Below are 24,760 nucleotides of genomic sequence, written 5' to 3' on the forward strand. Positions count from 1 at the left end.
TGACGGCGATCCTCACCTGGAGATCCCACATGAAATTGCTGCATATCGATTCGAGCATTCTTGGTGACAACTCGGCTTCCCGTCAGCTGAGTAGCGAAGTCGTCAAAGCCTGGCAAGCCGCCGAGCCGTCCGCCGTTGTGACCTACCGCGATCTGGCAGCCGACGCGATCAGCCATTTCTCCTCGACCACACTGGTTGCAGCGGGTACCACGGCTGAACTGCGCAACGCCGCCCAACAGCACGAAGCCGAACTGAGCGCGTCTACCCTGGCCGAGTTCCTCGCCGCGGATGCCGTAGTGATTGCAGCGCCGATGTATAACTTCACCATCCCGACCCAATTGAAGGCCTGGATCGACCGCATTGCCGTCGCCGGCCAGACATTCCGCTACACCGAAGCCGGTCCTGAAGGCCTGTGCGGTGGCAAGAAAGTGGTGATCGTTTCGACTTCCGGTGGCCTGCACGCCGGCCAGGCAACCGGTGTTGCCCACGAAGACTACCTGAAGGTGCTGTTTGGTTTCATCGGCATCACCGACATCGAATTCGTCCGTGCCCACGGCCTGGCTTACGGTGATGAAGTGCGCGGTAAAGCGATGAGTGATGCCCAGGCACAAATCAGCGAGCAGCTGTTCGCCGCCGCATAAGGTTTGGATAAAGACCTGCTGTCGCTGCAGGCAATCCCAAAAAAACTCTGTATTCTGTTCACGCAAGTGGCAGATACGGAGTTTTTTGTTTCTCAGTATTACTAATTGCGCTTGCAATATTGTGGCCCGAGTTATGCAGTCGAGGCTTAACGTCTCCGTTCCGTAGCAAGGTGGGGCATCCCATGGTGCGTCTTTGTGCAGCTTTACTGATCTGTCTGCTCGCCAGCCTGAATTCAGTGCACGCAGCACCTGCGCCGCATCCTCACTGGAGTGTCGGTTTTCATGAAATGAGCTTTCTCGATCCACTCGATCTGCAACCGATGAGGGCCATTGCCTTCTACCCTTCGAGCGAGAAGGAACACGCCAGCCGGCTCGAGGGCTACACCGTCGAAGCCGGCGAAGACACCAAAGTCGCCATGGGCCGGTTTCCAATGCTGATGCTGTCCCATGGCAACACCGGCACGCCATTGGCCCTGCATGACCTGGCCACGTCGCTGGCACGCAAGGGTTTTGTGGTGGTCGCTGTTATTCATCCAGGCGATAACTCCAAAGACCACAGCCGCCTCGGCACCTTGAGCAATTTGTACGGACGGCCGATCCAGATCTCCGAAGCCATCACCGCGACCCTGGGCGATCCCATGCTCGCGCCTTATGTCAATGCCGAGCAGGTTGGCGTCATTGGCTATTCGGCAGGCGGCGAGACGGCATTGATACTGTCGGGCGCGACTCCGGACCTGGATCGTCTGCGCCGCTACTGCCAGGAACGCCCGGACGATCGTGATGCCTGCAATACCCAGGGTGAACTGATCGTCGACCGCGATGATTTGCAACCGGTAGCCGACCCGCGCGTCCATGCATTGCTGCTGATGGCGCCACTGAGCCTGAAGTTCGGTCGTCATACCCTGGCCGACGTGCATGTTCCGGTACTGCTTTACAGCGGCGATGGCGACAAGCTGGTGTACCCCGACAAGAACGCCGCCGCCCTGGCGCGTAAACTGCCCGTCGCCCCCGATTTCAAGCTGCTGGCCGGGGCCGGGCACTTCGTATTCATGGCTCCGTGCAATGATGAGCAGATCGTTGTCACGCCAGCCTTGTGCACCGATGCCGACGGTGTCGATCGCGTCGATATTCACCGTAACCTGATCTCCGAAGCCGGACGCTTTTTTTCTCGCACATTGGGCAGAGCGACGCGGGCCGGGATGCAGACCGCCGATCAATGAATGGCGAGCAGGCGCTTTTATAATTCGTTACTTGTTAGCCAAGGCTGTTTCCAGGGTTTGCACTCTGGCATTGAGTTCGCGAACCGATTCAATTAATGGTGCGACAAGTTTTTGATAGTCCACTTGCAGGTGATCGCCTTCAGTGCGTACCAACTGCGGGTAAACCTTTTGAACATCTTGAGCGATCAAGCCGACGTCAGCCTGGTCGTTTTGTTTCCAGTCGAATGTTACGCCACGGAGTTTGAGCAGGTTCTCTGTCGGGTTTGCCAAGGGCTGGACGTTTTTCTTTAATTTTTCATCGCTGAATGGGCAGCATTCGCTACCAATGTCACCAAGGTCCCAGCATTTACCATTATGGCAAATTTGCTGGTTTGAGACTTCAGCCTCGGCGGTAGCGTGCATGGAAAATGCCAGTGCTGGGGCGAGTAGGGCAAGTGACAATATGCGCATTTTATTTCTTCCTGTTTCGATATGGATGTAAGTGCGGTTAATTAAATTCTCACGGAATTAGTAATTAAAACAACGATGGCACTTAGCATTAATCGATTCGGCATATTGCATGTTGATCGTACTTTAAATGTTATGGTTGTTTATCTCATGGTTTTTAAGTAAATGTATTTGCTGCCCGCCGTGAGAGCAAAAAAGTGAGGCAAAGTCCTATCACGGACAATAACGCCGCGCAAAAGAAAATCCACGCGTACCCCATGTTCAACGCCACCGCGCCCATCAACGGACCGGCAATCGCCAACGCCAGATCGAAAAACACCGCATAAGCGCTCAGGCCGGCGCCGCGACTCGCGTTAGGCACCTGCTTGATTGCCTCGACGCCCAAGGCCGGATACACCAGCGACAAGCCGAACCCGGTGAGGCCGGCACCGATCAACGCATAGCCAGTCGAAGGCGCCAGCCACAGCAGCGCCAGGCCGATGGTCTCGATGGTCATGCAGGCGATGGCCGACGGGAAGCCGCCAAATCGGCTGATGCTGGAAATGAACAGCAACCGGGCCAGGATGAAACACACCCCGAATACCGTCAGGCAATACGCCGCACCGCTCCAGCCTCGATTGATGTAATAAAGGGTAATAAAGGTGGTGAGGGTGCCGTAGCCGATTGAAGCCAGGCTCAGGCTTGCGCCAAACGGTGCAATGCGTCCGAATACGGCCCAAAAGGGCAGGCGCTCACCGCGCACCACCGGCACCGACGGCTTGTTGCGAATCAACAGCAGCGCCGCCAGGGCCAACACCGACAGCGCGATACCCAGGCTGGCAAACCCCAGTTGACCGACCATTACCACCCCCAGCGGCGCCCCGATGGCAATCGCTCCATAGGAGGCGATGCCGTTCCAGGAGATCGAGCGCGCGGTGTGTTCGGCACCTACCTGTCCCATGCACCAACTGATAGTGCCGACCCCGATCAGTCCTTGGGCGATGCCCAGCAACAGGCGTCCGGCGATCAGGACCAGCAAGCTGATTAAAGGAGCGCTTTGCAACAACACCGACAACAACGTCAGCCCGCCACTCAGGACAATCCCCGACAGGCCATAAACGATCGCGCGCTTGGTACCGACATTGTCCGACATGCGCCCGGCCATGGGCCGGCTGAGCAGGGTAGCGAGGTATTGCGAGCCGATGGTCAGCCCTGCGACGACGGCACTGAACCCGAGCTGTTCATGGACGTATCCCGGCAGCACCGCGATGGGCAGGCCAATGCAGAGGAAGGCGACAAAGGTATAGAAAACGATGGAAACGATCTGCAGGGTGATCGCCATGGAGCTTTGCGGTGGCTGTTCTTGCGCAGACATGAGGACTCGTTCGCGGGCGGCGGCAGGAGAACTGCATGATGGCTTGGGTGAGGAACTAAAGAAAGCAGGCTAAGTAATTTGGCTTGAAATTGGATGGATCCCACGCGGTGCGTGGGAATGCCTCAACGGACGCTCCGCGTTCGGCTCTGGATTGGGACGCGGAGCGTCCCGGGCTGCATTCCCACGCAGAGCGTGGGAATGATCTAAAACGTTCGGATAACGCATTCATCCAGATTTCACGCGTTAACGTTAACGTCCATCGCGAGCATGCTCGCTCCTACAGGCTGCTCTTAGAACACCACGCCCTGGCTACGCAGGTAATCGTCATAGGTGCCGCTGAAGTCGGTCACGCCGTTAGGGCTCAACTCGATGATGCGGGTTGCCAGGGACGATACGAATTCACGGTCGTGGCTGACGAAGATCAGCGTGCCCGGGTAGTTTTCCAGCGCCAGGTTCAGCGCCTCGATGGATTCCATGTCCAAGTGGTTGGTTGGTTCGTCCATCACCAGCACGTTCGGCTTTTGCAGGATCAGCTTGCCAAACAGCATGCGACCTTGCTCACCACCGGAGATGACCTTGACCGACTTGAGGATCTCGTCGTTGGAGAACAGCATCCGGCCCAGGGTGCCACGAATGATCTGCTCGCCCTGGGTCCACTGGCCCATCCAGTCGAACAGGCTGACATCGTCTTCGAAGTCGTGGGCGTGGTCCTGGGCGTAGTAGCCCAGTTCTGCGCTTTCGGTCCATTTCACGGAGCCGGCATCCGGGGTCAGTTCGCCCATCAAGGTACGCAGCAGGGTGGTCTTGCCGATGCCGTTCGGGCCGATGATCGCTACGCGCTCGCCAGCTTCGACGGTGAAGCTGAAGTTCTTGAACAGGGTCTTGCCATCGAAGCCCTTGGACATCTGCTCGATGGTCACGGCCTGGCGGTGCAGCTTCTTGGTCTGTTCGAACCGGATGAACGGACTCACGCGGCTCGAGGGCTTGACCTCGGCCAGCTGGATCTTGTCGATCTGCTTGGCCCGGGAAGTGGCCTGCTTGGCTTTCGAGGCGTTCGCCGAGAAGCGGCTGACGAACGTTTGCAGTTCGGCAATCTGGGCTTTTTTCTTGGCGTTATCCGACAGCAACTGCTCGCGGGACTGGGTCGCCGCGGTCATGTACTCGTCGTAGTTGCCCGGGAACAGGCGCAGCTCACCGTAGTCCAGGTCGGCCATGTGGGTGCAGACGCTGTTGAGGAAGTGCCGGTCGTGGGAAATGATGATCATGGTGCTGTTACGCACCGTGAGGATGGATTCCAGCCAGCGAATGGTGTTGATGTCCAGATGGTTGGTCGGTTCATCGAGCAACAGCACTTCCGGATCGGAGAACAGGGCCTGGGCCAGCAACACCCGAAGTTTCCATCCTGGCGCCACTTCGGACATCGGGCCGAAATGCTGTTCCAGTGGAATTCCCAGGCCCAGCAGCAGTTCACCGGCACGGGATTCGGCGGTGTAGCCGTCCATTTCGGCGAATTCGGTTTCCAGCTCGGCCACGGCCATGCCGTCTTCTTCGCTCATTTCCGGCAGCGAGTAGATGCGATCGCGCTCGGCCTTGACCTTCCACAGCTCTTCGTGACCCATGATCACGGTGTCGATCACGGTGAATTCTTCGTAGGCGAACTGGTCCTGGCGCAATTTACCCAGGCGCACGTTCGGCTCCAGCATGACCTGGCCGCCGGATGGCTCGAGGTCACCGCCCAGGATCTTCATGAACGTTGACTTGCCGCAACCGTTGGCGCCGATCAAGCCATAGCGGTTGCCGCCGTTGAATTTGACCGAAACGTTTTCGAACAACGGCTTGGCGCCGAACTGCATCGTGATGTTAGCTGTAGAAATCAAAGGTTTTTCCTGCGAAGCATTCAGAGTAGCTAGGGTTGCGGCAGTACCGATTCAGTACCCGTTCACGCTGTTCGACCATGGGACGTACATCCCGGTCAGCAGCGCAAGATCCATCTGGCAATAAGTGGACAGCAGCATTGGGAGCGCTTGGCCCGAGTCGAAGTGCGCTGAGGCCGGGATTTCCCGTCATCAACCAAGGGGGGCGCGTAAAGTTTGGCGGCGATTGTACTGGTCTGGCCATATAAACGATAGGGCAATAAGGCCGCACCGACGCATTGACGGTATCAACGGACAGATTTTCACATTTCAAGGCTAACAATTGGTTACGGACGATGGCTAAAATGCCATCTTTCACTGATGCCAAACGTTGGCGTCGGCTCAAGGACGGGCCACCGGGCCCGTTGTCTGGTTTTCAGGCACTACTCAGGCTCCGCAGGCCACTGGTTGCCAGGGAGCGCAGTTTGCTCACCTCTGACGTGTGACGATTTTCGTGAAACTCATCATTGCCGCTGTCTACGTTATATCCATCGCGTATGTCCATCTGCGTGGCCGTGTACGCCACAAACTGAGCCGCCAACTGAGCGACCACTCGACGTTCCTGGCGCCGATCAATTGCTTGCTTTACCTGTTCTCGAAGATCCCCAACAAGCCGTTTCTCAACCCGGCGGACTTTCCCGACCTTGCGCCACTGCAGGCCCATTGGGAGGAGATTCGCGCCGAAGGCCAGAACCTGCTGAAGGCGGGGGAGATCAAGCGCTCCAATGATTACGATGACGTCGGCTTCAACTCCTTCTTCAAGACCGGCTGGAAACGCTTCTACCTCAAGTGGTATGGCGATAGCCACCCGTCGGCCATGAAGCTTTGCCCGCGCACCACCGAACTGGTACAGAGCATCGGCTCGATCAAGGCGGCGATGTTCGCCGAATTGCCGCCGGGTTCGAAACTGGTTCGCCATCGCGATCCGTATGCCGGTTCCTACCGCTATCACCTGGGCCTGGAGACGCCTAACGATTCGGGCTGCTACATCAACGTCGACGGCGAAAATTATCATTGGCGCGACGGTCAAGCGGTGATGTTCGACGAGACGTTCATTCATTACGCAAACAACACTACCGAGCAGAACCGCATCATTCTGTTCTGCGATGTTGAGCGCCCGATGAAGTACCGCTGGGTGGCCGCATTCAACCGCTGGTTCAGCCGCCATGTGATGGCGGCTGCCGGTGCGCCGAATGAGGCGGGCGACAAGACCGGTGGCATCAACCGACTGTTCGGCAAGGTTTACAAGATCCGCTTGAATGGCAAAGCCTTGAAAAAACGTAATCGCAAGCTTTATTACCTGCAGAAGTGGGCGTTCTTTGGTGGGTTGCTGGCGATTTTTGTCCTGGTTTGACTTGTTCGTTTGTCAAAACTGACGTCATCGTCGGCGAGCCCGCTCCCACAGGTTTTCTGGCCACCGCCTATCTTTGCAGGAGCTGGCTTGCCAGCGATGAGGTCGGAACGTTCAACCCCTTACTTGCTGACTTTTTTCCGCGCCGCCGGCTTTGTCGGCGACTTGGCCTTGGCTGTCTCCTTGCTTGCGCCCTTGCCCCCCAGGCTACGCTTGAGCAACTCAGTCAAGTCAATGACATCCGCGGTCTTGCGCTCCTCTTCGCCAGTAGCTGTTTCAACATCCTCGATTTTCCCTTCATGGGCTTTCTTGTCCACTAGGGCCATGATCTTGTCTTCGAATTCGTCCCGGTAATCCTCTGGCGACCATTCGACGCTCATGTCCTCTACCAGGCGCTTGGCCATGTCGAGTTCGCCCTTGGCCAACTCGGCCTTGGTCACATCCGGGCCTAATGCCAACTCGTCCAGGCTGCGCACTTCCGCTGGCCAGCGCAGCTTCACGAGGACCATGGCCGATTCCAGCGGCATCAAGGCCGCCAAATATTGGCGGGTATGCAGCACTACGCGAGCCAGCGCGACTTTATTGGTTTTGGTCAGGGTTTCGCGCAACAGGGCATAGACCTTGCCGCCGCGTTTATCCGGTGCCAGGTAGTAGGGCGTGTCGATGTTCTGCAGCGGGATTTGCTTGCTGTCGACAAAGGCAAAGATATCGATAGTCTGGGTCGAAAGTGGATGCGCCGAGCGAATCTCCTCCTCGCTGAGCACCACATATCGCCCCTTTTCGTATTGCACGCCTTTGACGATGTGCTCTTTGGTAACTTCCTTGCCGGTGACTTTATTGACGCGTTTGTAGCCCACCGGGTCCATGCTGCGACTGTCGAGCCAGTCGAAATCCACCCCATGGGAGGACGTCGCCGAGACCAGCGCCACAGGGATATGCACCAGCCCGAAACTGATCGCGCCTTTCCAGATTGCCCGTGCCATGGTCGTCTTTCCGAAAGTGATGTTCAGGTGACCTTGGGCCTCGTGAAAAAGTTTCAGCGGCCTGCAGGGCCGGGGGGGGGGGCTGTGGCTCCACGTCGTGTTACATCTTGCCGGGAAGTTTGGGTTAACAAATCCCGATCCCAGGCGTAGCGTGCTATGGAAGACTCTACTCACGCATCCATCGCGAGGCTCGCCAATGAACCGATACGTACCTGGCCTTATCGTGCTGGCATTGAACGGCGTACTCGGTCACATGGCTCAGGCCGACATCGCTTCGCCCGGCGCACCGATACAGTTGGCGCAAAACCTGCCGGGCAGCACCCACAACAATCCCTACAACAGTCCGATCCGCCGGGCCAATCCAAACAGCATGCAAGGCACCCAGCCCAGTGCCCCGGCCATCCGTGGGCCGAACACCGTACCTGTGCCACGACCGCCCACCCTTGACAACGGCGGCATCGGCAATCGCTACCCCCAGGATCGCTCGGCCCCCAGCAGTGCTCCGAAGTTCATCCCCAATCCACCGCCCCGTAGCCCTTGAAGGACCGGGCTGGCGTCCTGTTGGCCCATCCCATGACAAAAGGAATCGTGCATGTTGCGTAGTAGCCTCCTGAGCACTTTTTTTGCCAGCTCCTTGTTAGCCGCCAGCGCGCCTGTTCTGGCAGCAACCACCCAGGACATGCAAAGCGAGCAGGGCACCCTTGAGGTGACGCTGATCGCCTCGGGACTTGCGCACCCCTGGGCGTTGGCTTTTCTGCCGGACCGCCAGGGCATGCTGGTCACCGAGCGACCGGGCAACCTGCGTGTGGTGACGGCCGACGGCAAGTTGTCAGCACCGCTCAACGGCGTGCCCAAGGTCTGGGCCAAGGGGCAGGGCGGCTTGCTGGATGTGGCGCTGTCGCCCGACTTCAGGCAAGACCGGATGATTTACTTGTCCTACGCCGAAGGCGGCGGCCAGGGTGGCAAGGCGGGTACCGCGGTTGGCCGCGCCCGGTTGTCCGAAGACCTGACGACACTGAAGGATTTGCGGGTAATTTTCCGTCAGGAGCCCAAGCTCTCGGTGGGCAACCACTTTGGTTCGCGGCTGGTTTTCGACCGGGACGGCTTCCTGTTCATTACCTTGGGGGAAAACAACGACCGGCCCACCGCCCAGGACCTCGACAAGTTGCAGGGCAAGGTCGTAAGGATCTATCCCGACGGCCAGGTGCCTGAAGACAACCCCTTTGTCGGACAGGCCAACGTGCGCCCGGAAATATGGGCCTACGGCGTTCGTAATCCACAAGGCGCGGCGCTCAACCCTTGGACCGGCACGCTCTGGGAAAACGAACACGGTCCACTGGGCGGTGATGAGGTCAATATCATCGAGCGCGGCAAGAATTACGGTTGGCCACTGGCCACCCACGGCATCAATTACTCGGGCCAGCCGATTCCGGAAGCCAAAGGTAGAACCGCCGAAGGTACTCTTGGGCCACATCATGTCTGGGAAAAATCCCCCGGCCTTAGCGGCTTGGCATTCTACGACGGCGACCGCTTCAAGGCCTGGCAGCACAACGCGTTCATTGGCGCGCTGGTGAGCCGGGAACTGATTCGCCTGCAGTTCGACGGCGACAAGGTGATCCACGAAGAACGCTTGCTGGGCGAACTCGACAAGCGCATCCGCGATGTGCGGCAGGGGCCGGATGGGTATTTGTATGTGCTGACCGATGAAGAGGACGGAGCGTTGTACAAGATAGGGTTGAAATAACGCTTCACCCGTTCGTTCTCACGTTAGGGAGCGATCGGGTAGACCGGGCTCAAAATCGCAGTTATTCCTCGACAGCCTTCTCAACCTTGCTCGAGGCCGACCAGACCCGGTAGCGAACTTCGATGTCCTTGGGCACGTAGAGCACGATCGGCAGTTTGCTGTTGTAGCGCAGCATGAAACCGTCACCGACCACCGGCACGAAATCCTGCTGGCGCTTGCCATCCGGGCAGGCCATCAGCGTGCTCATCGGGCCGATGACTTTTTCCAGGCGGTAGAACGGATACCCCCAACCTTCGAGGTTCTTCTCGTCGAGAATGCCGCCCAGGCGTTGGCGATTGCAGTCGACTTCCAGTGTCTTGCCAGCAAGGATCTGGACCTGGAAGTCGTCTTCACGGGTTTGCGGGGCGAGGTGGATGACCTGACGGCTGAAACCCTTTTCAGGTTTCGGAAAGGGCGCAACATCTTCGAGCTTTGCCCCATGGGCGATGCTCGACAGCGTGACGGCGATCAGCCCGATGGTGGTGCTGATGGTCGATGAACCCATGATGCCTCCTTGCGTAGGTGTAGGTGAGCCGATTCTTGATCGGCCGGGCGCCATTCTCGACGCCGGCAGCGGCCAATGCAAATCCTTTGCCTGAACATGCAATTTGCAGGGCCTTCATCAACCTTTTTTGCAATTTGCATGACCGAAATCACGAGTCCTTACAATAACCCCTTGATTTGCCGATGAGCTGCACAGCGAGATTCAAGGCATGTTTTATGCTGTAGCTGTTCTCAAGCTGACCGGGATTCCATATGAGTCAGTGTCGATGATTAATTGGCAGTCTCACAACGGAGAAGGTCGCCATGTTTCTTTCTGCCTTGGAACTACGCAACATCATTGAAAGCAGTTTTCTACCGAGACGCTGTCAATGCACGCTGTCGCCGGACATGTCCATGACTGTAAAAGTGTATGCCGATGGGGAGACCGATCAGCTCGATCTGGTAAAAACCGGAATCGATGCCCATCAACTCAATGGCTGTCGGGAAATCAACGAGCTGATAGCTGTCCTGCGTACCGATCTTCAAAACCATTACACAGAACCCGGGCATAACCAAGGGCTGCGTAAAGCGTTTTAAGCCGGCATTTCATGCTCTACCGATTCGCGCCGGGGCGGGAAAACCCCAGACCCGGCGCGTCTGTTTTTAACTGCGAGCAACTATTTTGGTCCTTTCCCTTCAGTTTTGATAACTGCAGGCGTCAGACAGTTTTCGGTAGGCGATTTCTGCAGGTTGACCCGACTGTGAGTCGATGTATTTCATCGTCGCTGTGATCACTTCGCAATCCAGGGTAGTGGGTTCGTTCAGTGCAATCACTTTGCCCACGTGCAACGGCATGCCGTAGTGATAGGAAGGCACGTTTTGAGTGGACGTGGTGTCGTTGGCCTGTGCAATGCCGGTCGATGAGGCACAGAAAAGGGCGATTGAAACGAGCAGGGCGCGCGAGTTCATGAGGCAATCTCCAGTGCAGTCGCAAGTTAGTTCGACGTGTCGTCGAACCTGCCGCACTGGGCGTCAGAGGGCTCTGAGGGCGTGCGGTCCAGTAGAGTGTTGGACTGCGCGATTAAGCATTGGTTAACTTGGCTGAACGCCACCTGTCGTACTGCCACTACCGTTCGGCGGCATTTTCCCATCAAACCGGATCACTATTGAGACTAAAGTCGTCTGCAGCGAGAAAAAGCCTTCTGCCATCATTGCTGCTCACCCCCGCGTGTTTACTTCAGCCCGATCCTCTACTGGTTCGGGCGAAGGCTATTTCTGGCTGATTGCGCCCTGGCGCAAACGCTGCATTGTTGGAGCTTTTTTTAATGCGTCCCCCTTTTACGTTCATCCGCGCTCGCCAGTCATTCGGCTTCGGCGCCCTGGTCCTGTGCGCCGGTTTTACCGGGCCGGTTCAAGCGAGCGGTTTTATCGATGACAGCACAGCGAAAATCGAATCACGTACGGTGTATTTCAACCGCGATTTTCGTGACGGGCACACCTCTAACGAGCAGGGCGCGTCCAAGCGCGAAGAGTCAGCCCAGGGTTTCATTCTGAATCTGCAATCGGGGTACACCGAGGGCACGCTCGGGTTTGGTGTCGATGCATTGGGCATGGCGGGATTCAAGCTCGATTCCAGCCCGGACAGCAGCAACAGTGGCTTGCTGCCGTCCAGCGGCAGTAACCCGCGTGGTTCGGCGGATGAATACACCAAGCTGGGCCTGACCGCCAAGGTGCGCGTTTCGCAAAGCGTGCTGAAGTACGGCGCGCTGCTGCCGGATGTGCCGCTGCTCAAGTACAACGACGGTCGCTTGCTGCCAACCATGTTCAACGGTGCGATGCTCACGTCCAGGGAAGTGCAGGATCTGAACTTCATGGCCGCGCGCCTGGACAAGTACACCGCCCGGGATTCCACCGATTCCCAGGACATCCGCCTGCACTGCAAGAACAAGCGTTATGCCTGCAACATCACGGCCAACCATTTCGACATGTACGGCTTCGATTACCGGATCAACGAGCGGCTGACAGCCCAGTATCACTACGCTGAACTGGAAGACATCTACCGTCAGCATTTTCTCGGCCTGCTGGCCAGTCAACCCCTGGGTGGCGGTGTGCTCAAGGCCGATCTGCGCTTGCTCAAGAGTGCCGACAGCGGCGCCGCCCGCGCCGGTTCCATTGACAACCGCGCGCTGAGCACGATGCTCGCTTATGCCAACGGCGGCCATACGTTCAGCGCTGGCTGGCAGCGCATGAATGGCGACAACTCGATGCCGTACCTCGATGGTAGCAATCCGTATCTGGTCAACTACCTGCAGGTCAACGACTTCGCCGCGGCGCAGGAACGTTCGTGGCAGCTGCGATACGATTACGATTTCAAGGCCATCGGCATCAACGGCCTGACTTTCCTGACCCGCTATGTGAACGGTGACCACATCAAGGTGCCAGGCAGCGGTCAGGAAGGCAAAGAGTGGGAGCGTGACAGCGAGCTCAAGTATGTGGTGCAGGGCGGGACGTTCAAGGATGTCAGCCTGCGGTTGCGCAATGCGACCTACCGCACCAACTACGAGCAATATGCCCGGGATGTGGATGAGACGCGCCTGATCGTCAGCTACAACTTTTCGATCCTGTAGCGTTTGATCGTTCCCACGCGCCGCAAAGGAATGCAGCCCGGGACGCTCTGCGTCCCGAAAGGCCGAACGCGGAGCGTCCGTTGAGGCATTCCTTTGCTGCGCGTTGGAACGATCAATCCAACTGATGCCGATACGGCAAATCCGGCCCGGTCTTGCTGCACGTCAGCGCCGCCGCCTGCACCGCAAACCTCGCCATCTCATCGATCTGCTGGCGACCCAGTTGGCGAACGCCTTCGACCGAATCCAGCCCCTGCTCGGTCAGCCAGGTAATCAACGCCGCCTGGAAGGTATCGCCAGCGCCCACGGTGTCGGTGATGGTCACCGCGCAGGCCGGCACCGACCAAGAACCGTGGCCCCGACTGAATACGCTCGCACCTTCGCCGCCACGGGTCAGGAACACCAGTTGACAACGGTGTTGCAGCCAGCCCTCGACCACCCGCGCGGGGTCCTGCCCGGGGTACAGCAAGCTCAGGTCCTCATCGCTGACCTTGATCAGGTCGGCATACTCGACCAGTGTCGCAATCCGCGAACGCCACAGCTCGATGTTCGGCTGCGGATTGAGCCGCACGTTCGGATCAAGGCTGATCAGGCGCTTGCCGCTCTCCCGGCGCACCAGTTCCAGCAGCGTGTCGGCAATCGGCTGTACCACCAAAGAAAACGAACCGATGTGCAGCCCGCGCACTTGTGGCCCCAACGCCGGCAGATGCTCGGGTTTGAGTTGTCGATCCGCGCAGCCTTCGCCGCGAAAGCTGTAGTGGGGCGAGCCATTGGCCCCGAGCGCCACCATCGCCAGGGTGGTCGGTGCAGCAAAATCCACCAGGTAGTCCGTGCGTACGCCTTCCTCCTTCAGCACCTGGAGCAAGCGTCGGCCAAGGTAGTCGGTGGACAACCCGGCCAACAACGCAGCCTCCACGCCCAGGCGGCGCAAACCCACTGCGACATTGAACGGCGAGCCACCGGCAATGGCCTTGAAATTTACTTTTGAAGCCAGGCCGCTGGCGTCGTTTTCACTGAAGAAATCGAACAGCGCTTCGCCACACACCAGATACATAGTTGTACGCTCTTTATAGGGTTGCGACATGTTGTCGATAGCGTTCATAGGCCAGCTGCGAGGCCGCCACGTTTTGCGCGATCGGCAAGGTTTCACTGGCCGGATCGAATTTCACGCAGCGCTCGCACAGATCCGCCAGGCTGAGCTCATGCCCGTTTGCCCGGGACGTGCACCATGCCGCCTGGATCGCCGCGCCAAGGGCGGCGGCTTCGCTTTGCTCGGGGCAGACGACGTTCATGTTCAGGGTGTCGGCGACGATCTGCCGCCACACCGCGCTCCTGGCGCCACCACCGATCAGGCAAATGCGCTGGCTTTGTAAGCCATTGTGGCGCAGCAGGTCCAGTCCGTAACGCAATCCGAAGGTCGTGCCTTCTACAACGGCGCGGCACAGATTGGCCCGGGTCAGGTTGCTCAGGGTCAGTCCCAGCACGCTGCCGGTGGCATGGGGCAGGGCGGGGACACGTTCACCGTTGAGGAACGGCAGCATGCACACGCCTTCGGCGCCGATGGGGGCCTGGGCAACGAGCGCATTGAAACGCTCGATATCCAGATCGAACAGTGCCCGAATCGACTCCGTGGCGTTGGTCAGGTTCATGGTGCAAATCAATGGCAACCAACCGCCGGTGGATGAACAGAATGTGGCGACTGCCGCGTCCGCGCTGACTTTCGGTTGCTCGGCGTAGGCGTACACCGTGCCGGATGAGCCGAGGCTCATGGTGATCGCGCCCGGCTTGATGTTGCCGGTGCCGATGGCGCCCATCATGTTGTCGCCACCGCCGCTGGACACCAGCGCCTGCGGGTTGATGCCCAACTGTTCGGCAATGTCCGGCAGTACCGTGCCGACAGCTTGATGGGCATCGATCAGTTCCGGCAACGCGGCTTGCAGACGCCCGCTGGGGTCGATGTCGCGCAGTAGCTGCAAATCCCATTGGCGGGTGCGCACGTTGAAGTAACCCGTGCCCGAGGCATCGCCATACTCACTGCAACGACGACCGGTGAGCCAGAAGTTCAGGTAATCGTGGGGCAGCAGGATATGCGCGATGTGCGCAAACACATCGGGGTATTGTTCCTGGGTCCAGAGCAATTTCGAAACCGTGTAGCCCGGTGCAATCACCACGCCGAGGCGTTCCAGCGAGCCTTTTTCACCACCCAGGTGCTTTAGCAGTCGATCGTTCTGCGCGGTGGTCTCGGTATCGCACCAGAGCTTGGCCGGGCGCAGGACCTGGCCTTGCTCGTCGAGCAGCACCAGGCCATGTTGTTGGCCGGACACGCCGATACCGAGAATGCGCTGGCCATCGATATTCGCCGCCAGCAATGCGCGGCGAGTGGCGAGGGCGAATGCCTCCAGCCATTGCGCGGTGTCTTGCTCACGACGACCGTTGGCGCCGCTGATCAGTGAATGCGCTGCGGCGCCCTGGCCCAGGACCTGGCCGCTGAGCACATCGAGGATGATGGCTTTGGTGCCTTGGGTGCCGCAGTCGATGCCGAGGAATAGTTGTTGGATTGCCATGCTGGATCCTTGGTATGCCAGGTCGATTTCGGTGAGTCCATTCGCGAGCAGGCTCGCTCCCACAGAAGTCCGGGGTGGAACATGGATTTTTGTACGACATTAATCCCTGTGGGAGCGAGCCTGCTCGCGAAGACGGCAGTGGGCACGCCACCGTCATCACGCCAGGACCCGCTCCAGAGTCCGTGTCACTCCCACCTCTCGCAAGCTGTTGCAACACCACTCGAACGCCGCGACAAACGCCGCCGAACGTGGAATCGCCCTACCAAAAATCTCCTCGACCTCCAGTAACCGCTGGGTGATCAAATCATCATCAACCACCAGCGCCTGACAAAACGCCGCTCGCGGATCAGGAATAGAGTAGGTAACGCCATTCTCATCCACCCCCTTTAAATACAAGGTCCACGCCGCAACGATCAGCGCCGCGCGTTTAGTTTCGCCGCCATCGGCGATCAGTCGGTTGATCGTGGGTACGGTGAACTTGGGAAACTTCGACGAACCGTCCGAGCACACGCGCTCCAGTTGATCGGCAATCGCCTGATTGGAGAAGCGTGCCACCAGGGTGTTTTTGTACTCGGTCAGATCGATCCCCGGCACTGGCGACAGCTGCGGTGTCACATCCAGGTCCATGTAGGCACGCATGAAACGCACGAACAACGGGTCGTTCATGGTCTCGTGGACGAAGCGGTAACCCTTGAGGAACCCCAGGTAAGTCAGGGCCAGGTGACTGCCGTTGAGCAGCTTGATTTTCATTTCTTCGTAAGGGCTGACGTCGTCGGTGAACTGCACCCCGACCTTTTCCCAGGCCGGGCGGCCGTTGACGAACTTGTCCTCCAGCACCCACTGCACGAACGGTTCGCAGACCACCGGCCAGGCATCGTCGACCCCATGCTGGTCGGCCAGTTGCTGGCGGTGTCGGGTGCTGGTCATCGGCGTGATGCGGTCGACCATGGCATTGGGGAAACTTACGTTGTGCTCGATCCAGTCGCGCAGTTCAGCATCAAGCAGGGCGGTAAAGGCCAGCAGGGCCTTGCGGGTAACCGCGCCATTGTGCGGCAGGTTATCGCAGGACATCAAGGTGAATGCCGGCGTGCCTGCTGCGCGGCGTTTGGCCAGTGCGGCGCAGAGGAAACCGAACACGGTTTTCGGTGCGTTTGGGTGCGCCAGGTCGTGCTGGATCTGCGGCAAGTGGGCCATGAACTCGCCGTTGCTGTCGTCGATGCAGTAGCCGCCTTCGGTGATGGTCAGCGAGACGATACGGATCTCGGGGCTGGCGAGCTTGTCGATCAGCGCCTGGGCATCGTCTTCGGCCAGCAGCATGTCGCGGATGGCACCGATGATTCGCACTTGGGTGTCGTCGCTGTCACCGAGTTCGAACAGGGTGAACAGATAGTCCTGTGCTCGCAGATCATCCCGGGCGCGGCGATCTTCGCCGCGCAAGCCGACGCCGCAGATGGCCCAATCCAGGCCTTCGCCCTGGTTCATCAGCGCATCGGTGTAATACGCCTGGTGGGCGCGGTGGAAACCGCCGACGCCAATGTGCGCAATGCCTTGGCGGGTGTCGCTCAGGGCGTAGGCGGGCAGGGCCACCTCGGGTGCGAGGCGCTGCAGGTTGTGTTTATTGAGTTTCATCGAAGGCTCTCTGAATCAGGCGGCAACGCGCAACGGGCGGGTCAGTGCCACGCCGTCGGCATCGAATAGATGGCAGTGGCTGGCGTCCAGGTGCAGGCCCAGGGTCTCGCCGTAGCGGCTGGCCAGGTCGCCGCGCACGCGCATGGTCAAGGCTTCGCCGTTTGCTGTGCGCACGTGGCAAAAGGTGTCGCTGCCCAGCCGTTCGCTGACGTCGGCAGTGACCTGCAGTGTGCAGTCGCCGGGTGCGGCCAGTTCCAGATGTTCCGGGCGAATGCCCAGGGTGACTGCGCCGCCGACCCTCAGGCTGGTACCGCTGAGCGGCAGGCTGATGCGGGTGCCGGCGTCCAGTTGAACTTCACAACCCTGGCCGTCGATCCGGCTGACCTGGCCCTTGAGGAAGCCCATTTTCGGTGTGCCGAGAAAGCCTGCGACAAACAGGTTGGCGGGTTGGTGATAAAGGTCCAGTGGCGAGCCGACCTGTTCGATGTTGCCGCCATTGAGCACCACGACCTTATCGGCCATGGTCATTGCTTCGACCTGGTCGTGGGTCACGTAGATCATGGTGGCTTGCAGGTCTTTGTGCAGACGCAGCAATTCAAGGCGCATCTGTACCCGCAGCGCGGCGTCGAGGTTGGACAGCGGTTCGTCGAACAGGAAGATTTTCGGATTGCGCACGATCGCCCGGCCAATCGCAACGCGTTGCCGTTGGCCACCGGACAGCTGCTTGGGCTTGCGTTCGAGCATCGGTCCGAGTTCAAGGATGCGCGCTGCTTCGCCGACTTTCTTCTCGACCTCGGCTTTGGGTACGCCGGCCAGGTCAAGGGCGAACGACATGTTCTTGCGCACGCTCATGTGCGGGTACAGGGCGTAGGTCTGGAACACCATCGCCAGGTCGCGCTTGGCTGGGCTGACCTCGGTGATGTCGCGGCCGTCGAGCTCGATGGTGCCGCCGCTGACTTCTTCCAGCCCGGCGATCAGGCGCAGCAAGGTCGATTTGCCGCAACCGGACGGGCCGACAAACACCACGAACTCCTTGTCGTTCACTTCCAGGTCGATGCCCTTGATGATGGAGAAGCCTTCGAAGCCTTTTTGCAGATTCTTGATTTTCAGGTTGGCCATGAGGATGGGCCTCCACGTGTTTTTATTCGGGTTAAACCGGATAGAGTGTTTGTGGGAGCGAGCCTGCTCGCGAAGAACTGTCAGGCGACGGTTTTTTCCAGACGGTCCGCATCAGCGTTCACGTCCTTCGCGAGCAGGCTCGCTCCCACAGGGGGTCGCATGGGGTCGTCGATCTTCATTTCACGGCGCCAAACGACAGCCCGCGCACCAGCTGTTTCTGACTGATCCAGCCGAATATCAGGATCGGCGCACAGGCCAGGGTCGAGACTGCCGACAACTTGGCCCAGAACAACCCTTCGGGACTTGAGTAGGAGGCGATCAACGCAGTCAGTGGCGCAGCGTTCGATGAGGTCAGGTTCAGCGACCAGAAGGCTTCGTTCCAGCACAGGATCAGTGACAGCAGCACCGTCGAGGCCAGGCCACCCTTGGCGATCGGCAGCAGGACCCGGAGCATTTCCTGCGTCAACGTTGCACCATCGAGGCGGGCGGCTTCGAGGATGTCTTTCGGAATGTCCTTGAAGTAGGTGTAAATCATCCACACCACGATCGGCAGGTTGATCAGGGTGTAGATCACGATCAGCGCGATTCGTGTGTCGAGCAGGCCGAAACTCTTGGCCAACAGGTAGATCGGCATCAGTACGCCCACCGGCGGCAGCATCTTGGTGGAGAGCATCCACAGCAGCGTGCCTTTGGTGCGCTGGGTTTCGTAGAACGCCATGGAATAGGCTGCCGGCACCGCGATCAGCAGGCACAGGGCCGTGGCGCTGAACGAAATCACCACCGAGTTCCAGGCGAAGCTGAAGTAATCGCTGCGCTCATTGATGTGCAGGTAATTCTCAAGCGTTGGCGTGAAAATGAACTGCGGCGGCGTGGCGAACGCGTCGATTTCGCTCTTGAAACTGGTCAGCACCATCCAGAAGATCGGGAAGAAGATCAGGATCGCGATGGCCCAGGCCAGGCTGCCCAGCAGCAGGCTTTGCAGACGACGGGATTGTTGAAGTGTCATGGCGCGCCTCAGGCTTTGTCAGTCAGGTTTTTGCCGATCATGCGCACCAGCACGATGGCCGCGATGTTGGCGATCACCACCGCAATCAAGCCGCCAGCGGATGCCATGCCGACGTCGAACTGCACCAGCGCCTGGTTGTAGATCAGGTAGGCGAGGTTGGTCGAGGCGTAGCCGGGGCCACCGTTGGTGGTGGTGAAGATTTCGGCGAACACCGAGAGCAGGAAGATGGTTTCGATCATCACCACCACGGCAATCGGCCGTGCCAGGTGCGGCAGGGTCAGGTGCCAGAAGATGGCGACCGGCCCGGCGCCATCGAGGCGTGCGGCTTCCTTTTGCTCCTGGTCCAGCGACTGCATCGCCGTCATCAGGATCAGGATCGCGAAGGGCAACCACTGCCACGAGACAATGATGATGATCGACAGCAGCGGGTAGTGCGCCAGCCAATCCACCGGTTGCGCACCGAACAGTTTCCAGACGTAGGCGAGAATCCCTGATACCGGGTGAAAGATCAGGTTCTTCCAGATCAGCGCGCCGACGGTGGGCATGATGAAAAACGGCGAAATCAGCAGCACCCGTACGATGCCGCGACCGAGAAACTCACTGGCCTCCAGCAGGGCACTGATCAATACGCCGAGCACCACGCTGATCAACAGCACACTGCCCACCAGCAACAGGGTATTGGTGGCGCCGGGCATGAACCCCGAGTCGGTCAGGAAGTAGGTGAAGTTTTCCAGCCCGACGAACTGGTTTTCTCCGGGATTGAGCAGGTTGTAGCGAATCAGTGAAAAATACAGGGTCATTGCCAGCGGCACGATCATCCACAGCAGCAACAGGGCCACTGAAGGACTGACAAGGAACCAGCCGGGGTTGGCCACCCGGCTTTTGCGCTGGGGTTGGACAATGTCCATGTGAGCTTTGGCAGTTGAAGTATTCATGGCGTAAGAACCGAGTCATGTAGGCCATTGAAGATCCAATGTGGGAGCGGGCTTGCTCGCGAAAGCGGTATTCCAGACGCTGAAACTGCATCGGATGTACCGGCCTCTTCGCGAGCAAGCCCCCAGCCCCCCCCCCTCCCACATGGATTGCGTTATACCTGTGGGAGCGTGGCTTGCTCGCGATGGAGTCAACTCGGTGTCCAGGTAGTCAGGACAGTTGCACCACCGCACTGTTGCTACTTGGGATACCCGGCACGCTTCATCTCGCGCCCGGTGGTTTGCTGGGCCGCAGCAAGGGCCTGGTCAACCGTGGTCTGGCCGATCAGCGCCGCCGAGAACGATTTGCCGACCTGGGTGCCAATGCCCTGGAACTCCGGGATGGTCACCAACTGGATGCCGATATAGGGCACGGGTTTGAGTGTCGGCTTGCTCGGGTCTGCCGCTTTCAGTGATTCGAGCGTCACCTTGGCAAAGGGCGCAGCGCTCATATAGGCATCGCTGTAGGTCGAGGCCCGGGTGCCTGGCGGCACGTTGGCGATGCCGTCTTCTTGCGCGACCAATGCCCCGTACTCCCTCGACGTGGCCCAGGCACTGAAGCTTTTTGCCGCGTCCTTGGCCTTGGAACTGGTGGGGATCGCCAGTGCCCAGGAATACAACCAGGCCGAGCCTTGATCGGTGACTTCGTGGGGGGCGTAGGTGAAACCGACGTGATCGCTGACCTTGCTTTGGGTCTTGTCGGTGACGAACGAGCCGGCGACGCTGGCATCGACCCAGATCGCGCATTTGCCGCTGTTGAACAGGGCCAGGTTTTCATTGAAACCGTTGCTCGATGCTCCCGGTGGGCCGGATTTCTTCATGGTCTCGACATAGAAGTTCAACGCGTTCCTCCATTCGGGGCCGTTGAACTCCGGTTGCCACTGCTCATCGAACCAGCGTGCGCCATAGGCGTTGGCCACGGTGGTGACCAGCGCCATGTTCTCGCCCCAGCCAGCCTTGCCGCGCAGGCAGATACCGTATTGTTCTTTGTCCTTGTGGGTGAGCGTGTTGGCGAATTCGGCGATCTGGGTCCAGGTCGGGCGCTCGGGCATGGTCAGGCCGGCGTCCTTGAACAGGTCGGTGCGGTAGTAGGTGATGGAGCTTTCAGCGTAGAAGGGCAAGGCGTACAGCGACCCCTTGACTGACAGGCCCTCACGCACCGACGGGAAAACATCGTCCAGGGCGTAGCTGGCCGGCAAGTCCTTCATCGGCTCCAGCCAACCTTTCGCGCCCCACAGTGCGGCTTCGTACATGCCGATGGTCAGCACATCGAACTGTCCACCCTGGGTGGCGATGTCCGTGGTCAGGCGCTGACGCAGGACGTTCTCTTCGAGGACCACCCAGTTGAGCTTGATGTCCGGGTGCTCGGCCTCGAAGGTTTTCGAGAGTTTTTGCATGCGGATCATGTCGCTGTTGTTGACGGTGGCGATCGTCAGGGTCTGGGCGCCAAGGCTGACGCTGCTGAGGGTCATGCAGGTGAGGGCAAGCAGAGCTTTTACAGAAGGTTGCATCGAGCACTCCTTTTCTGCACCCGAAGGCCACAGAAGGACAGTTATTGTTTTTGTATCTTCCGACGGCTGGAAGAATGTGCGCTGATTACAGCCTTCTATCGAGGGCGAGACAAATCATCCATCGCACTTGGATTGATACTATTTTGCACTGGGGTTTGGCGGGGTAAGCGTGGGGAAGGGCTTTTCAGCGCTGGGACTGGATCGAATCCGTACAGGTTTTTGGGTTGAAATACAGCGCTGTGGGCGCGGGCTGGTGTGCTAACCGAGGTTTTGCTCGGTCAACCGTTGCACCACCAACCGTCGGTAATGCGAAGGCGTCATGCCCTTGAGCTGCTGAAAACGCCGGTTGAAGTTGGAGATATTGTTGAAACCCGACTCAAAGCACACGTCCGTCACGGGTTTGTCGCCATCGGCCAGCAGTTCGCAGGACTTGCTGATGCGCAGGCGATTGACGAATTCGATGAAACAGCGCCCGGTGGCCTGCTTGAACACGCGGCTGAAGTAGGTCGGTTTCATGCCCAGATGTTCGGCGACTTCCTCCAGCGGCAATTCGCGGGCGTAGTGGGCGAAGATGTAATCCACCGCGCGGTTGGTGCGATCGATGTTGTGTTCGTCGGCCAGTTGCGGCGTCGTTGCACCTGACAGCAGTTGATAATCTTCGCAGGCCGCCAGCAACTCCAGCAGGATGAAAAAGTGCCCGAGGCGGGTCACTCCCTGGCTGTCGGCGATGCGCTGCATGAGGTCCATCGCCTTGCCGATCGTGTGCTTGCAGCGAAACTCGATGCCGTACTGCGCGCGTTCCAACAGGGGCGTCAGGCTCTTGAGTTCGGCAAACACCTGATAGCCATTGTCGAACAGCTCGTCGGTGAAGTTGACCAGCATGTCGCGCTTGGGCACCACCTCGTCTTCGGCCACCTGGCTGATCCAGTTGTGTGGCAGGTTGGGGCCCGTGAGGAACAGGCTTTGCGGATGGAAATTGCCGATGTAGTCGCCGATGAACACCTTGCCTGAACTGGCGACGATCAGGTGCAGCTCGTATTCCTTGTGGAAATGCCAGCGCACCAAAGGGCAGGGGAAACCGTGCTGGCGATAGATGATGGACAACCCGTTATGGTCGTCCATCAACTCGTAGGAAGGGTCGGTGACGCGGGGCGCTCGGCTCATGTCGGAGCGTCTTCTCTATGGCGGTTCTTGGCTTCAATCCATTGCGCCATGTATTGCGTGCTCTTGTGCTGATGATGACGCAGCATGCTGCCGGTGAAGTTGTCTCTCCTGATTGAAGCCAGGTGTTGGCGGCAGTGCTCAAGCCGTGCAATTAGCGCCGGCCCATGGATGCGTGGCTGATAACGGCTTGCCAGCAGTTCCAGGCCCTGGGCCTGGGCCTTGAGCCATTGCGTCTTGTCCTGGTAGAGCTGCACGGCACTATCGGCAAAGCACCTGGCAGTACGGGTGATCGCTCCCGGCCATGGCTCAGCTGCGTGCATGCCCTCCGCGCCGATGGGCGTGGTGACATTCGGTGTACCACAGAGCATTGCGTCGACAATCTTGCCTTTGATACCCGCGCCAAAGCGCAACGGGGCCATGCATACCCGTGCCGCCGACATCACCTGCAAGGCGTCCTCAGCCCAGTTCATCACATGAAAGCCCTGCGCCGCATTATGCAGTGCGGTGGCCTTGGGCGGTGTGTAGGCGCCGTAGATGTGCAGTTGAGCTGCGGGTAATTGCTGGCGAATCATCGGCCAGATAGTGGTCTTGAGCCAGAGCACCGCATCCCAGTTGGGAGCATGGCGAAAATTGCCGATGTGAATAAAGTGCGCCCGGTCCTCGAACGGCACCGGCGCATGGGTGGGCAGGTCCACCATCAGCGGGCACCCATGCAACAGGCTGCGTGGCAGCTTGAAGTGTTCGACCAGCAACTCGATCTCGACTTCGGAGATCATCAGGCTCAAGTCGCAGCGATAAATCGCAGCGATCTCCCGCTGGGCCAGATCGGTCTCGGCCATGAGCTCGAATTCCTCACGCAATGCCGGCGCGAAGAGCTCGCTGAAATCATTGCCGTCTTCGCTTGCCTTCAAGCGGTTCTTGAGTCGTTGCTGGCGCGCATCGCGCAAGCTTTGCAGGTCGGAGGTCTCGATTACCCGCAGTGCTTCGGGGCAGTGTTTCTCGACGCGCCAGCCAAACTGTTCCTCCATCATGAAACGATCGAACAAGACGATGTCCGGGGCCAGTTCGCTGATGAAGGTGTCGAAACTGCTGTTGTTCAGCTCGATCGGTATTTCACGGATACCCAGCGCCGTCAGGTCGGCGCGATGTTCGCCGCTGCCGGCCGGGCTGCTGAATGTGACGTGCCAGCCTTGCTGCAGGAAGCTTTCGAGGATCTGCATCATATGCCCGCCAGCCGCCGAAGAGCGGGGCTCGGGCCAGACGTAACCAATAACCAGGACTTTGGTTGCGTGGGGCTGACTCATGAACCGGAATTCCTTGAAACGAGCATGGCGCTGGAGAGGTAAAGGGGGCCGGCGATAAAGCGGCGGCCGACGTCAGGCATTATCGAGGATACCCTTGACCTTGTCCCGCAACTGATCGATGGAGAACGGTTTGCCAATGAGATGCATGCCTTCGGGTACATCGATGTTCTCGGCATAACCGCTGGCGAACAGTATTGGCAGGCTAGGGTGCAGATTGCGGGCCTCATTGGCCAGTTCCCGACCGTCCATGACCGGCAAGCCGACATCGGTCATCATCAGGTCAATGTGCTGGTCTTGGTTCTTGAGGATATCCAGTGCCTGTTCACTGCCGTCGGCCTCCAGGACCTTGTACTCCAGCTCCTCCAGCACGTCGACGATCAACATGCGCACGATGGCATCGTCTTCGACGACCAGGAGGGTGGGGGTGTTGGCGGTCATGATGGGGTTCTCGGAAAGGGTGGATGGCTTTTTCGGCCGATCAGAATCGCCGGCTCTCTTGCATGAGTAAGTGAGGGGACCCGACAAGTTCCCGATAGGCTATAAAAAGAAAGGTCGGCCCGCACTAGGGCAAAGGATAACCGCTGCGTGGGCGCAACAGCAGTTGAAAGTGCATTTTGCGGCCAATCCCGTGAGAAAATTCGATCAGTGCGTCAGTTTTGGGGCAAACTCCTTGGTTTTCACCCGTTCAACAAG

General features: G+C 59.0%; 23 protein-coding genes. 7 read left to right on the forward strand and 16 right to left on the reverse strand.

Annotated elements, in window-relative coordinates; all coding sequences use genetic code 11:
* Nucleotides 1–29: 29 nt before the first annotated feature.
* Both QLG10_RS02605 and QLG10_RS02610 read left to right on the forward strand, forming a co-directional pair.
* On the forward strand, nucleotides 30–641 hold the full coding sequence (locus tag QLG10_RS02605; RefSeq protein ID WP_110747498.1) for an FMN-dependent NADH-azoreductase: 612 nt from the start codon (nucleotides 30–32) through the stop codon (nucleotides 639–641).
* Nucleotides 642–823: 182 nt separating this feature from the next.
* Nucleotides 824–1,861 (forward strand): dienelactone hydrolase, encoded by a 1,038-nt coding sequence (locus QLG10_RS02610; RefSeq protein WP_110747495.1) that lies wholly within the window; start codon nucleotides 824–826, stop codon nucleotides 1,859–1,861.
* Between the two features lie 27 nt (nucleotides 1,862–1,888).
* Here QLG10_RS02610 and QLG10_RS02615 read toward each other — a convergent pair whose 3' ends face one another.
* From QLG10_RS02615 to QLG10_RS02625, 3 genes are all read right to left on the reverse strand, one after another.
* Nucleotides 1,889–2,311: a tail fiber domain-containing protein gene (locus QLG10_RS02615; protein ID WP_110747493.1), complete on the reverse strand. Its 423-nt coding sequence runs from the start codon at nucleotides 2,309–2,311 to the stop codon at nucleotides 1,889–1,891.
* 154 nt (nucleotides 2,312–2,465) lie between these two features.
* Nucleotides 2,466–3,662 (reverse strand): MFS transporter, encoded by a 1,197-nt coding sequence (locus QLG10_RS02620; RefSeq protein ID WP_110747490.1) that lies wholly within the window; start codon nucleotides 3,660–3,662, stop codon nucleotides 2,466–2,468.
* Between the two features lie 290 nt (nucleotides 3,663–3,952).
* Nucleotides 3,953–5,539 carry an ABC-F family ATPase gene (locus QLG10_RS02625; RefSeq protein WP_033044478.1) on the reverse strand — a complete coding sequence of 529 codons (1,587 nt, stop codon included), beginning with the start codon at nucleotides 5,537–5,539 and terminating at the stop codon, nucleotides 3,953–3,955.
* Nucleotides 5,540–6,029: 490 nt separating this feature from the next.
* Between QLG10_RS02625 and lpxO the strand changes: the two genes are divergently transcribed.
* Nucleotides 6,030–6,929, forward strand: coding sequence for a lipid A hydroxylase LpxO (gene lpxO, locus QLG10_RS02630; protein ID WP_188264497.1), 900 nt, complete (start codon nucleotides 6,030–6,032; stop codon nucleotides 6,927–6,929).
* Nucleotides 6,930–7,048: 119 nt separating this feature from the next.
* On the opposite strand, the gene QLG10_RS02635 is transcribed toward lpxO, so the two are convergent.
* The gene (locus QLG10_RS02635) at nucleotides 7,049–7,909 is read right to left on the reverse strand and encodes a Ku protein (protein WP_020797136.1); all 861 of its coding nucleotides are present in this window, start codon (nucleotides 7,907–7,909) and stop codon (nucleotides 7,049–7,051) included.
* Nucleotides 7,910–8,105: 196 nt separating this feature from the next.
* Between QLG10_RS02635 and QLG10_RS02640 the strand changes: the two genes are divergently transcribed.
* Entirely contained in the window at nucleotides 8,106–8,450 is a 345-nt protein-coding gene (locus QLG10_RS02640) for a hypothetical protein (protein WP_282485425.1), read from the forward strand.
* Between the two features lie 51 nt (nucleotides 8,451–8,501).
* Nucleotides 8,502–9,653: a PQQ-dependent sugar dehydrogenase gene (locus tag QLG10_RS02645; RefSeq protein WP_282485426.1), complete on the forward strand. Its 1,152-nt coding sequence runs from the start codon at nucleotides 8,502–8,504 to the stop codon at nucleotides 9,651–9,653.
* 61 nt (nucleotides 9,654–9,714) lie between these two features.
* Here QLG10_RS02645 and eco read toward each other — a convergent pair whose 3' ends face one another.
* Nucleotides 9,715–10,197: a serine protease inhibitor ecotin gene (gene eco / locus QLG10_RS02650; protein WP_168758207.1), complete on the reverse strand. Its 483-nt coding sequence runs from the start codon at nucleotides 10,195–10,197 to the stop codon at nucleotides 9,715–9,717.
* 302 nt (nucleotides 10,198–10,499) lie between these two features.
* Between eco and QLG10_RS02655 the strand changes: the two genes are divergently transcribed.
* Nucleotides 10,500–10,772, forward strand: a complete 273-nt coding sequence (locus QLG10_RS02655; protein WP_168758206.1) for a DUF1652 domain-containing protein — start codon at nucleotides 10,500–10,502, stop codon at nucleotides 10,770–10,772.
* A gap of 99 nt (nucleotides 10,773–10,871) precedes the next feature.
* Here QLG10_RS02655 and QLG10_RS02660 read toward each other — a convergent pair whose 3' ends face one another.
* Nucleotides 10,872–11,144, reverse strand: coding sequence for a DUF2790 domain-containing protein (locus tag QLG10_RS02660; RefSeq protein WP_020797130.1), 273 nt, complete (start codon nucleotides 11,142–11,144; stop codon nucleotides 10,872–10,874).
* A 356-nt stretch (nucleotides 11,145–11,500) separates the two neighbouring features.
* Between QLG10_RS02660 and QLG10_RS02665 the strand changes: the two genes are divergently transcribed.
* A complete protein-coding gene (locus QLG10_RS02665; protein ID WP_282485427.1) occupies nucleotides 11,501–12,802 on the forward strand; it encodes an OprD family porin in 1,302 nt (433 codons plus the stop codon).
* Between the two features lie 112 nt (nucleotides 12,803–12,914).
* On the opposite strand, the gene QLG10_RS02670 is transcribed toward QLG10_RS02665, so the two are convergent.
* The 10 genes from QLG10_RS02670 to QLG10_RS02715 form a co-directional block, all read right to left on the reverse strand.
* Nucleotides 12,915–13,853, reverse strand: a complete 939-nt coding sequence (locus tag QLG10_RS02670; protein ID WP_282485428.1) for a carbohydrate kinase — start codon at nucleotides 13,851–13,853, stop codon at nucleotides 12,915–12,917.
* Nucleotides 13,854–13,866: 13 nt separating this feature from the next.
* Nucleotides 13,867–15,363: a xylulokinase gene (xylB, locus tag QLG10_RS02675; protein ID WP_282485429.1), complete on the reverse strand. Its 1,497-nt coding sequence runs from the start codon at nucleotides 15,361–15,363 to the stop codon at nucleotides 13,867–13,869.
* Between the two features lie 156 nt (nucleotides 15,364–15,519).
* Entirely contained in the window at nucleotides 15,520–16,992 is a 1,473-nt protein-coding gene (locus QLG10_RS02680) for a mannitol dehydrogenase family protein (protein ID WP_188264491.1), read from the reverse strand.
* 15 nt (nucleotides 16,993–17,007) lie between these two features.
* Nucleotides 17,008–18,111 carry a sn-glycerol-3-phosphate ABC transporter ATP-binding protein UgpC gene (gene ugpC, locus QLG10_RS02685; protein ID WP_110747459.1) on the reverse strand — a complete coding sequence of 368 codons (1,104 nt, stop codon included), beginning with the start codon at nucleotides 18,109–18,111 and terminating at the stop codon, nucleotides 17,008–17,010.
* A gap of 175 nt (nucleotides 18,112–18,286) precedes the next feature.
* Nucleotides 18,287–19,117, reverse strand: a complete 831-nt coding sequence (locus QLG10_RS02690) for a carbohydrate ABC transporter permease (protein ID WP_248677596.1) — start codon at nucleotides 19,115–19,117, stop codon at nucleotides 18,287–18,289.
* An 8-nt stretch (nucleotides 19,118–19,125) separates the two neighbouring features.
* Nucleotides 19,126–20,025, reverse strand: a complete 900-nt coding sequence (locus QLG10_RS02695) for a sugar ABC transporter permease (RefSeq protein ID WP_223194147.1) — start codon at nucleotides 20,023–20,025, stop codon at nucleotides 19,126–19,128.
* A gap of 263 nt (nucleotides 20,026–20,288) precedes the next feature.
* Nucleotides 20,289–21,599: a sugar ABC transporter substrate-binding protein gene (locus tag QLG10_RS02700; RefSeq protein ID WP_282485430.1), complete on the reverse strand. Its 1,311-nt coding sequence runs from the start codon at nucleotides 21,597–21,599 to the stop codon at nucleotides 20,289–20,291.
* Between the two features lie 258 nt (nucleotides 21,600–21,857).
* Complete coding sequence (locus QLG10_RS02705) at nucleotides 21,858–22,763, reverse strand: AraC family transcriptional regulator (protein WP_110747448.1); 906 nt, start codon at nucleotides 22,761–22,763, stop codon at nucleotides 21,858–21,860.
* Nucleotides 22,760–24,067 (reverse strand): glycosyltransferase, encoded by a 1,308-nt coding sequence (locus tag QLG10_RS02710; protein WP_282485431.1) that lies wholly within the window; start codon nucleotides 24,065–24,067, stop codon nucleotides 22,760–22,762. The genes QLG10_RS02705 and QLG10_RS02710 overlap by 4 nt, the downstream gene beginning before the upstream one ends.
* A 72-nt stretch (nucleotides 24,068–24,139) precedes the next feature.
* Entirely contained in the window at nucleotides 24,140–24,505 is a 366-nt protein-coding gene (locus tag QLG10_RS02715) for a response regulator (RefSeq protein WP_282485432.1), read from the reverse strand.
* Between the last annotated feature and the right edge of the window lie 255 nt (nucleotides 24,506–24,760).

Source organism: Pseudomonas sp. V98_8, assembly GCF_029967975.1.
In the GTDB taxonomy this organism is placed as follows: domain Bacteria; phylum Pseudomonadota; class Gammaproteobacteria; order Pseudomonadales; family Pseudomonadaceae; genus Aquipseudomonas; species Aquipseudomonas umsongensis.

What these genes read in the sequence shown, in the direction of transcription:
- QLG10_RS02605 (WP_110747498.1), top strand. Translation starts at nt 30, where the DNA reads ATGAAATTGCTGCATATCGATTCGAGCATTCTTGGTGACAACTCGGCT.
- QLG10_RS02610 (WP_110747495.1), top strand. Translation starts at nt 824, where the DNA reads ATGGTGCGTCTTTGTGCAGCTTTACTGATCTGTCTGCTCGCCAGCCTG.
- QLG10_RS02615 (WP_110747493.1), bottom strand. Translation starts at nt 2,311, where the DNA reads ATGCGCATATTGTCACTTGCCCTACTCGCCCCAGCACTGGCATTTTCC.
- QLG10_RS02620 (WP_110747490.1), bottom strand. Translation starts at nt 3,662, where the DNA reads ATGTCTGCGCAAGAACAGCCACCGCAAAGCTCCATGGCGATCACCCTG.
- QLG10_RS02635 (WP_020797136.1), bottom strand. Translation starts at nt 7,909, where the DNA reads ATGGCACGGGCAATCTGGAAAGGCGCGATCAGTTTCGGGCTGGTGCAT.
- QLG10_RS02640 (WP_282485425.1), top strand. Translation starts at nt 8,106, where the DNA reads ATGAACCGATACGTACCTGGCCTTATCGTGCTGGCATTGAACGGCGTA.
- QLG10_RS02645 (WP_282485426.1), top strand. Translation starts at nt 8,502, where the DNA reads ATGTTGCGTAGTAGCCTCCTGAGCACTTTTTTTGCCAGCTCCTTGTTA.
- eco (WP_168758207.1), bottom strand. Translation starts at nt 10,197, where the DNA reads ATGGGTTCATCGACCATCAGCACCACCATCGGGCTGATCGCCGTCACG.
- QLG10_RS02655 (WP_168758206.1), top strand. Translation starts at nt 10,500, where the DNA reads ATGTTTCTTTCTGCCTTGGAACTACGCAACATCATTGAAAGCAGTTTT.
- QLG10_RS02660 (WP_020797130.1), bottom strand. Translation starts at nt 11,144, where the DNA reads ATGAACTCGCGCGCCCTGCTCGTTTCAATCGCCCTTTTCTGTGCCTCA.
- QLG10_RS02665 (WP_282485427.1), top strand. Translation starts at nt 11,501, where the DNA reads ATGCGTCCCCCTTTTACGTTCATCCGCGCTCGCCAGTCATTCGGCTTC.
- QLG10_RS02670 (WP_282485428.1), bottom strand. Translation starts at nt 13,853, where the DNA reads ATGTATCTGGTGTGTGGCGAAGCGCTGTTCGATTTCTTCAGTGAAAAC.
- xylB (WP_282485429.1), bottom strand. Translation starts at nt 15,363, where the DNA reads ATGGCAATCCAACAACTATTCCTCGGCATCGACTGCGGCACCCAAGGC.
- QLG10_RS02680 (WP_188264491.1), bottom strand. Translation starts at nt 16,992, where the DNA reads ATGAAACTCAATAAACACAACCTGCAGCGCCTCGCACCCGAGGTGGCC.
- ugpC (WP_110747459.1), bottom strand. Translation starts at nt 18,111, where the DNA reads ATGGCCAACCTGAAAATCAAGAATCTGCAAAAAGGCTTCGAAGGCTTC.
- QLG10_RS02690 (WP_248677596.1), bottom strand. Translation starts at nt 19,117, where the DNA reads ATGACACTTCAACAATCCCGTCGTCTGCAAAGCCTGCTGCTGGGCAGC.
- QLG10_RS02695 (WP_223194147.1), bottom strand. Translation starts at nt 20,025, where the DNA reads ATGGACATTGTCCAACCCCAGCGCAAAAGCCGGGTGGCCAACCCCGGC.
- QLG10_RS02700 (WP_282485430.1), bottom strand. Translation starts at nt 21,599, where the DNA reads ATGCAACCTTCTGTAAAAGCTCTGCTTGCCCTCACCTGCATGACCCTC.
- QLG10_RS02705 (WP_110747448.1), bottom strand. Translation starts at nt 22,763, where the DNA reads ATGAGCCGAGCGCCCCGCGTCACCGACCCTTCCTACGAGTTGATGGAC.
- QLG10_RS02710 (WP_282485431.1), bottom strand. Translation starts at nt 24,067, where the DNA reads ATGAGTCAGCCCCACGCAACCAAAGTCCTGGTTATTGGTTACGTCTGG.
- QLG10_RS02715 (WP_282485432.1), bottom strand. Translation starts at nt 24,505, where the DNA reads ATGACCGCCAACACCCCCACCCTCCTGGTCGTCGAAGACGATGCCATC.